Source organism: Enterococcus sp. B2E4, from assembly GCF_030499455.1.
In the GTDB taxonomy this organism is placed as follows: Bacteria; Bacillota; Bacilli; order Lactobacillales; family Enterococcaceae; genus Enterococcus_D; species Enterococcus_D casseliflavus.
The window spans coordinates 198,564-210,783 of the sequence record NZ_JAUKPK010000005.1; the positions used below are offsets into that span (position 1 = coordinate 198,564).

At 43.9% G+C, this 12,220-nt stretch carries 11 protein-coding genes and 1 pseudogene; 7 read left to right on the forward strand and 5 right to left on the reverse strand.

Features of this window, described 5'->3' with window-relative positions:
- Positions 1 to 12 precede the first annotated feature (12 nt).
- The 3 genes from Q1X33_RS04955 to Q1X33_RS04965 all read right to left on the reverse strand — a co-directional run bounded on the left by Q1X33_RS04955 (position 13) and on the right by Q1X33_RS04965 (position 2,381).
- Positions 13 to 771, reverse strand: coding sequence for a MurR/RpiR family transcriptional regulator (locus Q1X33_RS04955; RefSeq protein WP_005226692.1), 759 nt, complete (start codon positions 769 to 771; stop codon positions 13 to 15).
- Positions 772 to 828: 57 nt separating this feature from the next.
- Positions 829 to 1,755: an ROK family protein gene (locus Q1X33_RS04960; protein WP_005226694.1), complete on the reverse strand. Its 927-nt coding sequence runs from the start codon at positions 1,753 to 1,755 to the stop codon at positions 829 to 831.
- A gap of 74 nt (positions 1,756 to 1,829) precedes the next feature.
- Positions 1,830 to 2,381, reverse strand: a complete 552-nt coding sequence (locus Q1X33_RS04965; RefSeq protein WP_034868920.1) for a GNAT family N-acetyltransferase — start codon at positions 2,379 to 2,381, stop codon at positions 1,830 to 1,832.
- Between the two features lie 320 nt (positions 2,382 to 2,701).
- Here Q1X33_RS04965 and Q1X33_RS04970 point away from each other — a divergent pair, with 320 nt between their 5' ends.
- The 4 genes and pseudogenes from Q1X33_RS04970 to Q1X33_RS04985 all read left to right on the forward strand — a co-directional run bounded on the left by Q1X33_RS04970 (position 2,702) and on the right by Q1X33_RS04985 (position 5,991).
- On the forward strand, positions 2,702 to 3,070 hold the full coding sequence (locus Q1X33_RS04970; RefSeq protein ID WP_005226698.1) for a YxeA family protein: 369 nt from the start codon (positions 2,702 to 2,704) through the stop codon (positions 3,068 to 3,070).
- A gap of 348 nt (positions 3,071 to 3,418) precedes the next feature.
- Positions 3,419 to 4,713 (forward strand): annotated as a pseudogene (locus Q1X33_RS04975) (amino acid permease).
- A 107-nt stretch (positions 4,714 to 4,820) separates the two neighbouring features.
- Positions 4,821 to 5,249: a DUF1761 domain-containing protein gene (locus tag Q1X33_RS04980; protein WP_005226702.1), complete on the forward strand. Its 429-nt coding sequence runs from the start codon at positions 4,821 to 4,823 to the stop codon at positions 5,247 to 5,249.
- Between the two features lie 241 nt (positions 5,250 to 5,490).
- On the forward strand, positions 5,491 to 5,991 hold the full coding sequence (locus Q1X33_RS04985; protein WP_005226703.1) for a hypothetical protein: 501 nt from the start codon (positions 5,491 to 5,493) through the stop codon (positions 5,989 to 5,991).
- A 109-nt stretch (positions 5,992 to 6,100) separates the two neighbouring features.
- On the opposite strand, the gene Q1X33_RS04990 is transcribed toward Q1X33_RS04985, so the two are convergent.
- Positions 6,101 to 7,237, reverse strand: coding sequence for a serine protease (locus Q1X33_RS04990; protein WP_034868918.1), 1,137 nt, complete (start codon positions 7,235 to 7,237; stop codon positions 6,101 to 6,103).
- Between the two features lie 424 nt (positions 7,238 to 7,661).
- On the opposite strand from Q1X33_RS04990, the gene Q1X33_RS04995 reads away from it, so the two are divergent.
- From Q1X33_RS04995 to Q1X33_RS05005, 3 genes are read left to right on the forward strand one after another with little or no spacing between them, the layout of a single operon-like run.
- The gene (locus Q1X33_RS04995) at positions 7,662 to 8,978 is read left to right on the forward strand and encodes a hypothetical protein (protein ID WP_034868915.1); all 1,317 of its coding nucleotides are present in this window, start codon (positions 7,662 to 7,664) and stop codon (positions 8,976 to 8,978) included.
- Positions 8,979 to 9,023: 45 nt separating this feature from the next.
- Complete coding sequence (locus Q1X33_RS05000; protein ID WP_301969566.1) at positions 9,024 to 10,409, forward strand: hypothetical protein; 1,386 nt, start codon at positions 9,024 to 9,026, stop codon at positions 10,407 to 10,409.
- Between the two features lie 4 nt (positions 10,410 to 10,413).
- Entirely contained in the window at positions 10,414 to 11,187 is a 774-nt protein-coding gene (locus Q1X33_RS05005) for a hypothetical protein (protein ID WP_005226711.1), read from the forward strand.
- A 100-nt stretch (positions 11,188 to 11,287) separates the two neighbouring features.
- On the opposite strand, the gene Q1X33_RS05010 is transcribed toward Q1X33_RS05005, so the two are convergent.
- The gene (locus Q1X33_RS05010) at positions 11,288 to 12,214 is read right to left on the reverse strand and encodes a methyl-accepting chemotaxis protein (protein WP_034868908.1); all 927 of its coding nucleotides are present in this window, start codon (positions 12,212 to 12,214) and stop codon (positions 11,288 to 11,290) included.
- Between the last annotated feature and the right edge of the window lie 6 nt (positions 12,215 to 12,220).

A 12,220-nucleotide genomic window follows, 5' to 3' on the forward strand; every position in this document is an offset into this window, starting at 1 on the left:
TTAACTGAACCATCAAGAGTGGGTACGATAATCTTGCAAATAGCCGATCAGCGTTTCTAAAATCGCTACTGAAGGCAGTTGACTAGTCAAATCAAGAAAGATGTCTTTGCGTTCCTCTTTGATCGCATACTCGATCGAATAATCGCACAGGCGTGCCAACGTACTTTCCCGATTTGGGGTAATGCAGTACTTCTGCACGATCGCCTGATTGTCTAAACCGGTAATAACTTCGATCAGTTCTTTGGTTTCACCAGAGACACTCAAAAAAACCAAAACATTTTTTTGATCTTTTCGCAAAAAGCTTTTGATCGGGTAGGTCAGCTCATCAATGCTGATGCTAAAGTAACCGAGGCTGGCTAGTTTGCGGGCAACATATTGCGCGATCGCACCGGATGCCCCCATCCCCATAAATAAGATCAAATCGGCATCCCGCATCGCTTCGGCGAGTTTTCGTATTTGGTATTCCGCATCAGGGTGGAAGATCTGCATATTCAAGCCTTTGATGCGCGCTTCTAAACCTAAGTGTTCAGGATGCGCGTTAAAATGGGCTTTTTCTAGATGATTTTTGATATAGAAGCGAAACTCTGGAAACGACTGAAAGCCGACTTTTTGAATAAAACGAAAGACCGAAGTCGAAGAGACATGGGCATCATCGGCAATGTCGCGCACGCGCATATACGGGATCTTTTCTAAGTGATTGACGATAAAACGGTAGATTTCTTGTTCTACCGCAGAGAGCTTGTTCAAGTTTAATTGTTCAAAAAGCGCCATGCTGGTTCCTCGCTGTCCTAGATAATCAATTTACACCAGTATAGCATATCCGAACTTTTAACGGTGCAGCTGTTGGTGGATCTGATAGACTGCGCCGATCAAGCCGGCGTCGTTTTTCAGCTTCGCTGGACGAACAGGTGCGATGGTTTGTCCGCGCAAATAATTGATCGCTTCATGCCGTGTTTCCGTGATCGTCAAGCGAGCCTGCAGGCGTTCCCAGAAATAAGGATTGGCACTGATGCCGCCGCCGATCAATACCAATTCTGGGTCAAAGCAGCTGATCAAATTGATCAGCCCTACAGACAGATCCGTCAGAAATTGGTCCGTCAGCTTCAGCGCCAACGCTTCGCCTTGCTGCGCGCGGTAAAAAATCTCTTTGGCGTCTTGGGTGGGTTCAAAGCCAGGAACTGCTGCCCCCGCTAAATTGTAGAGGCGAATCAAGCCGCCCACGACGGCAGTTTTTTTATTGATGGAACTTTCCTCGATATTGCCTTCTTCTGGCAGCTGATCGATCACCATCCAGCCAAATTCACCAGCCATGCCATGAGCACCTCGGTAGACTTGATTATTGATCACGATCCCACCGCCTACACCAGTGCCTAGGACAAGACACAAATAGTTGGCAGCCTCTTGCGCATTGCCGATCCATTTTTCAGCGATCGCTGCTGCATTGGCATCATTTTCCACCGCCACAGGCAACCCTGTCCGCGCTTCCAAGACTGCTTTGAAATTTTCGCCATATAACGATTTGATGGCGCCCGCAGTTAACATAAAGCCGTCTTTTTGAACGATCCCCGGGGCGCTGATCCCAATGCCATCAATCGTGTGGCGGTTCTGGGCATCTTCGATGATCGTGAGTAGATCCTGATAAAACTGGGCTGGTTCATAGCTAGTAGGGATCGCTGATTTTTCAAGGATCACTCCGCTTTCATCTAAAACACCATATTTAATACTTGTTCCGCCAATATCAAATCCTACGTACATTCTTCTTCCTCACCTTCTAAAACATTGTTGCCTTAAGTGTACCATCTGGCAGGAGGAATTTTTTTCTTTTTTAGCTATTTTTTGCCTGCCGTTTCCGCTGCATCCAAATAAAACAAAATGTCACTTTTGCCTTCCTGATTGGTTCCTTTGTACACTTCCGTATCCAGACCTCCGATACGAAAGCCTGCTCGCAAGTAGAACAGACAGGCAGAAGGATTGTTGTCCTGTGCTTGCGTGTAGATGCCGCGATAACCTTTGGCAAGGGCCGCTTCCAGTGCCTGGTGGATCAGTAGTTGACCGATTCCTTGCTTACGGTAGTCTGTGTTGACCTTTAAGTCATAGAGGTACAGATACTTGAAAAAAGCGTCTTGAACGATCGCTAAGCCGATGCATTTTCCATCATCATAAGCACCGATAAACAGACTGTTTCGGCTCATTTCGTCATAGGAATAATTTTCATCTGGGAAACACATCGTCTGAATGTCTTCGGATGCAAATTTACAGATCGTGTACTGCCAGCTGCCCTCATTATAAGACGGCAGCATTTTCCCCCATAAGGAGAAGGGTTCGTTTTTTAAGCGGATGTCAGCTTGATGTTTTTGATCGATCAGTTTGATTTCTAGCATGGGGCACCTCGATTTTCTATAGATTTCAATCATGAGTATTTAAAAGTAAGTTGTTGCAGTTTAGTTTACTACAAAGAATGAAAAATCACGATACTTATTAAACAGTCTGGTCTTCCTGTGAGAAGGGACGTTTTTGTAGGAGAACTTAGTTGTTTGTCTTTACGTTGAGGTTGGAAAAAGCAGAAATATTCCATTGATACCTTAGTCACAATGACCGACGGAAAAATACGCCTTAAGTTTGATTATATTTATCGCTTGTTTTTTTATACTGAAGGTAGATAGAAAAAACGGAGGACAATCACTTGAAGAAAGCAATTAGTATGATCCTGCTCGTGTTAACGATCGGGAGCGTCACATTGGTTACATGGTCTTATTTTACGAAAGATGATTCCAGCGAACTGGTTCAGCTGGTGGATCGTTTCAATCCTTTCGTACCGGAGAAAAAGGTTTATGTCAAAACTTCCGATGAGTATGGCGTGTTGCAAGAACATGATTCCTACGAATATACGCAAGAAGGAATCAATGAAGATGGACAAAAAATAAAAATCACGTTTTGGGCACCACAAAAATTAAAAGAAAATGCCTACCTAGAGCTTGATGCAAAGGGCAAACATGTGGAGTCGTATCAAGAGGTGACCGAGCAGGATCTCCCTGACACTATCAAAGAAGAGTTGGTTACGACCCATTGATCATCAAGCCTGCTTGAAAAAAAGGACAGAAAGTCATTTCCCGCAAGTTGGGAGATGGCTTTTTTTAGTGCCTTCACCTGAAGAAAGGCTCGCCAAGATTTGATTTAGGTGAAAAAGATTAGAGGATGATAGAATTTTCAGAAAAAATAGATAATTTTTTCAATTCTTAGTTGCAATAGCAGAAGCGTCTGGTATTCTCTATGAGGTAGTTAAAAAAAATCATTCGTATAATTAAAAAAAGCAATAGTGAGAGAATCACCTTTGTATGGAGGATCAACGGTTTTCAAGGAGGAACCTATGACAGAAAAAAATCAATTAAAAAAGCAGATGAAAACCAGACATATCACTATGTTGGCACTAGGTGGCGCCATCGGTGCTGGCCTATTCAAAGGCAGCGGTGAAGCGATCCAGTTAGCGGGGCCTGCGGTCTTGCTGGCGTTTATTTTTGTGGGCTGATCTTATTTGTCGTCATGACAGGACTGGGACAGTTGGTTTTATCTGACCAAAAACAACATGGCCTTTCGGGCTTAGTCCAGCCATATCTTGGCGTGCATACAGCGGATTTCATCGACTGGATCTATTGGTCGATGTGGATGATCAACATCATCGCCGAAGCAGTTGCCGCCGCAAGCTTTTTGCAGTTGTGGTTTCCCAATATTCCAGCTTGGATCTTTGTGTTGATTTTGGCACTGCTCACGACCATCATCAATTTGTTTTCGGTTCGCTTGTTTGCGGAAACGGAATATTGGCTTTCCTGGGCCAAAATCAGTGTGGTGATCGCGCTGATCTTGGTGGGTCTCTATCTGGTTGCCACGCAAGTTTTAGATCTGGGCTTTTTCCCGACGATGAGACAAATGACAGACTATGGCGGTTTTGCCCCTCATGGTCTCAAAGGATTTATCAATTCTTTATTGGTCGTAATCTATTCTTATGGCGGTTCTGAGTTAGTAGCCATCACGATCAGTGAAGCAGAAAATCCCAAAAAAGCGATCCCTCAAGCAATCAAAGGAGTGATGACTCGGATTGCCGCTTTTTACATCATTCCCTTGTTTCTTTTACTGATCATTTATCCGTGGAATCAATTAGCCGATCCAAATGTCAGTCCTTTTGTGATGGTGTTTCAAAAAATCCATGTGCCTTTTGCTTCCGACATCGTAAATTTAGTGATCATTTTGGCTTTGTTTTCCTCCATCAATTCTGGGGTCTATGCTTCTTCAAGAACGTTGTTTTTCCGGTTAAGCAACAATGGACAGAAAAAAAGCCGCTTCACGATGCTGAATAAAAACAGCGTGCCTCAACGAGCGATCATGTTTTGTAGCGGCACCTTATATCTTGGGGTCGTTCTTTCTTACTTCTTAGGCGACAAACTCTTCAATTATCTGGCAGGCTCCCTGTCGTATACTGTATTACTGATTTGGTTGTTGATCAGTGTGGCGGCGTTTGTTTTGGTACGCAAGCAGCAGAAAATGGGCTATACGATTTTTTTGGGTGGGGCGATCCTTGCGTTGCTTTTGCTGTTTGCCGGTATCTTGATCACTAACCCATTAGCGGTCACAGGTTTCACCGCATTGCTGTATACGATCATTTTTCTTAGTTTTTATTGGAACCATCGAAAAATAGGGGAAACCAGTGAAAAAAGTTGAAGAAACATCCCTTAAGACATAAACTGATGGAGAAGGAACCCCGCGTTCGGTTGTTTCTTCGGTTCTCAGGAATGTGACGATAAAATAAAGTGTAGGAGAAAACGAAAATGGTTAATTTTTGGACATTGATTTTCGGCACCCTCAGCTGGGTCGTGGTGGAAAGTCTGCTTTACAATCCGATGCATAAGTGGGGCAAGTTTTGGGCGAAAGAATCAGGAATGGCAGAGAAGATGGCTGATCAGCAGATGACGACCGGTGACATGCTCTTTACCTTTGGCGGCACGATCGTTGGTGGGATTCTCTTATCAGCAGCGACCTATCAAGTCGTCTATTGGTTTGCAACATTCGATCATGATGGTTGGCTGATGACCTCCTTGCAAGTCGCTTGCTTATTGTGGCTAGGGGTTTATGGGGTCGCCACCTTCGTGATGGCTGTTTACTCGGGACAGTCCCGCAAATTAGTCGGGCTGCACCTTGTGAACGGGTTTCTAGGAGTGATCGTTTTAGGACTTGTTGTCGGACTAATTGGACAATAGGCAGCGATCATACCCCAGCGAGAGCGTTCAAAGGTCTCAACGAATCAATCCTAAAGAAAGCCGATCTTGTTTCAACAAGGTTGGTTTTTTTTGTGCGTAAAATTAATCTTACTATAAAAAATAGCTATAAAAGCAAATAATTTATGCTATACTAAAAGCACTTTAATCTGTAGGAAACCAAATCCGCAGATTGCGGAAAAATCATCAAAGAAACAAAATTAGGGGCAACGAGGAGGAAAAAATGAAAACGAAAAGCATGTTAGGTAGAGGAATATTTGCTACCGTTTGTTTAGCGGCGTTATTTTTTTTGGCAAGCTGCAGCCACTCAGAGGTTGACTCTGCAGCTGCGAATCAAGTATTGACCAATAGCAACAGTCATCAACAATATGCTTTGTATCTATTTGAAGATGGAAAGATCACTGTCAATAAAACGCTGAGTTTTTTGGTCGATCCGAATCAGGAACCTGCGGACTTGGTAAAAGAACAAGAGGCGCAATTAGCGCAGATCAACGAACAACTGCAAGCAGAGTTCCCCAAAAGTAAAGAATTGACTGCGGCAGACATCGGTCCTATGCACACCTTTGAAGTGACAAATGCCCAAGTGATCATTGATCAAGAGAAAAAGGAAGTGCGCATGACTGGCGATGATTTTGAGAAAGTATTCAAAATGGCGGACAACAATGACAAGCGACTGATCGATGACGAACAAAACGAGTACGAGTTTTCTTACGATGAGAAATAGCAAGTGATAAAAAAAGCGGCTGTCTCCGTCGAGACAACCGCTTCAGACTGTAGACAAACCTTAGACAAAAATGAGGTTTGTCTTTTTTCGTTGCAAAATTTAGTGACTATTACGGAAAACATTTTGCGCAAGGAGTAAGTCCACGGCTTTGCGCTTCTGCTAAAGTGGCAGGCGTGTAGGTACCGTTGCCGCATTTTCTCGTATGATATTTCGAACCTGTTGGTGTAACAAGGACCGACGTTTGGGCTTGATTGCTAGCAGCGGCTGGCTGACTTTGTTCTGGCACAGCGGCGGCTGCCTGCCGTTCTTCCTCCGCCTTGGCTTGAGCGGCTGCTTGTTCGTTGGCAGCGATCGTTTGCGCCACTGTTTTTGTTCGAGCAGCTAATTCCTCATCGGGGGTCTTGAGACGAGCGACAGCATCTTCTGCACGAGCAAGGGTATCTTTTGTCGGCTCCGCCTCTGCCGCTTCCACCGCTTGGACAGCTTCTGCAACGAGTGCTTCTGCTTCTTTCTCAGAAATCTTAGTTTCTACAGTGGATAACCGACTTTCAAACGTTTCCTTGTTCAAAACCGCTTGTGCGACCAATTCTTTTGCCTGATCGAAATCACTGCGTTCAAGAGAAGCTTCAGCAGTATCAAGGGCTTTGCCGATGGCAAGATGGTCTTCAACTACCGCGAGCCGAGTAGTGAGATCTTCGTAGGTTTTACTTAAAGCATGAATCAGCGTCACGGCTTCGTCGTAATTCTTTTGGTTTGGCTGGGTTTCGGCAAGAGCCAGTGCCGTCTCGGCTTTTACCAGTGCTTCTTGTTCTTGTTTTTCAGCTTGCAAACTCGCTAGAAATGCGCGAGAAGGTTTGACGGTGACGACCTCTTCTTTAGTGATTCCACCCATGGAGGCTTGGAGAGTAAATTCCTGTTCCTCTTCATCTTCCAGTTGGACAGCATAAGAAAATGTTTCGTCCGCCAGCGAAACCTCCACCCCGTTGATCGTCAGTTGCGCTTCTGGGTTGGTTCGCCCAGTGATCGCCGCTTCGCCTTGCTCATTCGTAACCAGTTCTGCTTCATCTACGTGAAGCTCCGGTGTTGCTGCAGGAGTCAATAGTGCCCCGCCAATCAATAAGAGAAAACCACCCATAAAAATAACGATTTTGTTGCGAAGCGGCTTTTTCTTGATCAATCCAAGAATAAAAAAGATTCCGCTTACAACCATTGTCAAAAAACCAATAACAAAAATAAACATCCCCATAACTTTTTCCAATTCCTTTCTTGTGAATATTTTAATTATAACATTTTTATTAACGTATCCGCCATCAATAACCGACTAGTAAGGGTTGCTGAGCGTACGGAGGGAGTTTAATTAGTAAATCATCAGATATTTTTATCAATAATAAATAGATTTAAGGTATTTTTTATTATAAAATGATATAGAAAGAGTTGTTTTCCGTTTGTAGTTGTTTTTTGGCTAAACAGCTCTTGGTACAAATACACTTGTTTGCTTCATCACTGGAAAAAATGTTTCGAACAAACGGATGAGAGCGAGCAACTACCTGCAAACAAGCAGCTTTCCTTCGCTGCTTCCCCCAACTAACACCTTAAAAAAGATATTCCCCCTCACTTGCAACCAAGCCACTTCATTGATAAGAAAATCAGTATGTGCAAAAGGAGAAGCAATGAAAATCACACAAATCCAATGTCCCAGCTGCTTGGGTCAGTTAACCGTTGACTGGGAGACAGGAAAAGCAGTCTGCCAGTATTGCTTAACTAAGTCAGTCCTACATTCGCCGCCAAAACAAACGCAAGAAGCTTCGAATGAACAGGTTCCCGTAGTTTTTCAAGAAGTCAAAGAAGGGTTTTATTCGTTTACCTTTAATGAAGACGAGATAGCAAATGCCTTGAAAAAATGGCTGATCCAACAGGAATCAGTTCCTAAGGACATTGTCGTTCATCTTGAAGTCAGCGAGGTAAAACGATATTTTATTCCGATTTATGAATTTCAGGTGACCTATACGATGCACTGGGAGGGGGCCTTTGGCTACGATACCCATTCCATTGCTTGGGACGGCTCGCATACGACCACGTGGGAAAAGAAGCGAGGCGACCATCCAGATGAGACGGTCATACTCTATCAATGCGGCAGTTCGGAGGTGATCGAGCAAGAAATTCCTCAGAGCTTCGAGGTCAATAATGAAATGAAAAGAAAACCGCACTGTAGTACCGATCAAAAGGAATTTCAACAGCTAATCTCAGCACATGCTATTCATGTTTTTCCCTTTGATATTGAGCAAGAGCAGGCGCTCTTTGGTTCTGAAAAACAAGCGGAACTGAGAGCCCATGCGAATGCCGTGATCCAGAAGAAAGAATCTGCCGATCATCTAAAAGAGCTGCACCTAGATCTTTCCCTGATCAGCTGTGCTACAGAAAAGCTATACTTTCCCCTGTATATGGGCACCTTCAAGTACCAAGAGCAATCCTTTGAATTTGCGATCGACGGCAAAGATCCTGACCGAATGAAGCTGCCGACTATCCCACAGTGCCAAGAAACCTTACAAATGGTTGCGAATTTTTCAAAAGCTCGCAAGGTTTTTGGCTGGTCCTCTGTACTCTTTTTTACGTTAGGTGTGCTCCTGCTGTTCCTTGCACTATTCATTTCTGAATGGCTCCCTCTAGGAAGAGTGTTCAGAGCTGTCATAGGGGGGATTGTCATGAGCTCCCTGCCAACTGCCGTCTATTGGGTAGTATCGGGGATAGTGTTGCACTTTCTAAAAGAACATTATCTCAAAACAGTCCAAAAATTTAGAGATGAGCTTAAAAGAGAATTATTAGGCAAGAAAACGGCTGGGACAGCTTTGTTAGCAAACTATGAGAAGCGTGGGAAGCACCTTGCAAGAATCAGGAAATTTTCTGAATGGCTCGATACACTCGCTTATGTGGTCGTGGCCGCTACCCTTATTTGGAATATTATTTGGAACATTCGTCGATTTTTTTGATAAGCCATCTTGTTGAAAAAAATGATTCATAAAAAAGGAGAAAAAATGAAAATCACACAAATCCAATGCCCCAGTTGCTTAGGGCGTCTAGAAGTTGATTGGGACTCAGGAAAAGCAGTCTGTCAGTATTGCTTGAATGAGCTGTTGATCAAACCAGAACAAAAAAAACAGGAACAAACAAACCAAGTCGTCTCGCTGAAAGAGTTGCCACGCATTCAAGGACCCGTCAAAGAAGGGTTTTATCCGTTTGCTTATGATGAAAAGGCATGTGAAGCGGCGTTGAAAAATAAACTCGCCTGGCAAGAGACCATCTCGGAAAGTATCTTTTTTGAGCTAGAGATGGTTCATCTAAAACGTGTATTCATCCCGATGTATTATTTTCAAATTGCTTATGATGCGCAAGTGAGAGGAAGCTATGTCCAAGAGGACCAGCAGAGGGAGAGTGGGCGCATTACTGCCGACATTTCTTTACATAACAGCGGAAACACAACGGTTTTCAATGAATATTTTCCTACGGATACCCAAAAAGAAGCGGATTACAGTATCGATGGCAAGCTGCCGTTGCATCTTCAAAAAGGCGCCGCCTATTGCACGGATATGCAGCAGTTTTCGGCACTTAGCCAAGACGTTCAGGTGCTGCCCTTTGATATTTCCAGAGAAGCAGCACTTGCTGATACCCATCTATTGGAAGTCTTTGAAGCAAAAGCCAAAGACCATTTGGTGGGAGCTGAGGTTGCCAATGAGGTTCAACTGACTCTTTTTCCGAAACAATGTGATACGGAAAAACTGTATTTTCCTTATTACATTGGCGAATTCAAGTACGGAAACCAAACCTATTCTTTCGTGGCTGATGGCACCGATGCTGAACGTCTTTTTCTAACCCAGCTTCCTGAATGTGAACAGCTCGTGCAAGTGAAAAAAAGTTTTTCCAAAACCAGCAGGATCCTTGGAAATTCTTTCTGTATATTTTTATTGTTAGGTATGCTTTCAGGAACGTTCTTGAATCTTTTTTTTGGTGGATTTTTAATGCCTGCCGTTGCCTTTAGTCTGACTGTTTCAGCGATCATCTTGCTGATTGCTTGTGTCGTGACTTGGTATTTCTTGCTCGTACCAGAGGTCAAGTTTTTCTCAGAGTACGGCAAATTCAAAGCAGAACTTTCTCAGGCATTGAGTCAATCGGATGCATCAGCAACTGCAGTGAAGAAAGCTTTTGAAACGCGTAGGAAGAAACTCGTCCGACAGACAGTATTTTACAGCAGTCTGGAAAACATGGCGTATGAATTTGCCTTGATCCTTTTTTTAACATTCCTTATTTGGTATTTCGGTTTTTATGGCATATCGCTTCTAGTGCTGCTGGCGTTTGTCAGCTGGAATACGATCCGTATCTTTACCACGGATAGCTCCGATACCTGTATCGAAACGAAAGGATGATTCAATGGATATTATTCCGATTCAATGCCCCCACTGCCTAGGAGAACTAGAAGTCAATTGGGACGCTGGCACGGCGATTTGTCTGTATTGTCGTGGGAAAATGGTGATCAAACGGTCCTTCGATCCTACCAAAAGCCCACATGCCAATCCTATGACAGCAAAACAGCTTTCGTTGACGCATCTTGCTTTTTTACTGAAGAAAATCAGTCAGTCATCTGCTGCCAACCAAACGATGGATCCTCTTCCCCTGGGAAACTCCTCAGCGGCAGGGGGTTCAAGTGATCACAAGCAGTCAAAGCAAGCGGCAATGAATCAGACGTCTTTGATTCAGCGGGCGCCACGTGATCCAGTCAAGGAGCGACAAACTCGTTTGAATGCTTTTTTGCAAGAGCAAGATTTTTTGTTCTATTTTTCTGGAGAAAGACAAGTGCTGCCACGGCAATGGCAAAGACAAGTCCTTACCAGTTTTCAAGTGCCTGAAACGGAGACGCCTCTGGCACTGCTAACGGCACAGATGACTGGCAAGAAAGCGAATGCGGGGCTACTTTTTGGTATCGAGCGAGTGTATTTGTGCACGTACGAAAAGAAAGAAAAACGAATAGCCAGTTTTTCGTGGAGTATTTGGAAAAACCTCGCCTTTGAGGTCCAACATAAAATCTTTGGCAGTTTTTTGGTGGTTCAACAGGAATATCGTGTTCCTCTTCAAGCATTGGGCTTTGCGACCCAATCATTTTTGCAAGAATTACAGCAGTTGTTGCAAGAGTGGGAGGCTGGCTAGTGCTGAGTATCAATAAAATCAAATAATGGATCAATTTATTGGTCAAAAAAACAAAGAGAGCGTCGCAAACAGCGGCGCTCTTTTTTTATTCATTTGGTTTCTAGGTTTCCAACTCAGCGTCGTTGGTTTCTGATAAATACTCGGCTTCATCGTTTAAAAGACTGGCCGTCGTTCGCAGCGTGTCGTAAGAATGCAAAACGGCAGCGAGGCTTTTTTGCGAATCACTGATTTTCATGATCGTCGAATCGGCACTATCTAACACGACTAAGGCTTGTTGGTTGATGGCTTGCATGGTTGCGGCAATGGTTTGGGTCAACTGCTTGGTCTGTTCAGCTAATTTTTGCATTTCATCCGCAACCACCCGAAAGCCAGCTGCCTGTTCGCCGATCCGTGCCGTTTCGATGGAAGCATTGAAGGACAGCAGTTTGGTTTGTTGCGCAATGCGGTCGATGTCATGCAGCACCGCTGTCACCTGTTGGCTACCCATTTCTAAGGCATGGGTCGTTGCTTGATTTTGATCAGACAGCTGTTTGACTTGCGCCAAGTTCTCTGACAAATGATCGACTTGCTGGTGTCCGTTGGCAGAAAGTCGTGTCAGGGAAGCAGCACTTTCTTGCACTTTTTTGATAGTGACCGCTAAGGCTTGTTCTCTTTGGGTAATGTCAAAAGCGATTTTGACGACGTTAACGACTTCTTGCTGCTCATCGAGGACGGGGAAGTAAATCCCTTCTAAAATCAGTTTTTCTCCTTGTTTGTTTTTCCGAATGATTTTGTCTTGAAACCGTTGCTTTGAGTAAAGCAGTTGATCCCAGAAAGCTTGGTAATCCGTACTGGCAGCATAATGGTCAAAACAAAAGGTCCGATGCGGCAAGCCAATGATTTCTTCTTGGCTATAACCTAGAATATCCGTCATGTTGGCATTGGCGAAAACAACTTCTTTTTGCGGATCAAAGACTATGACAGCGAGTTCTTGAAAAATAGCAGCGAGCAGACGGTTATTTTGTGTTTCATCTAATGTGAATTTCATACGTAC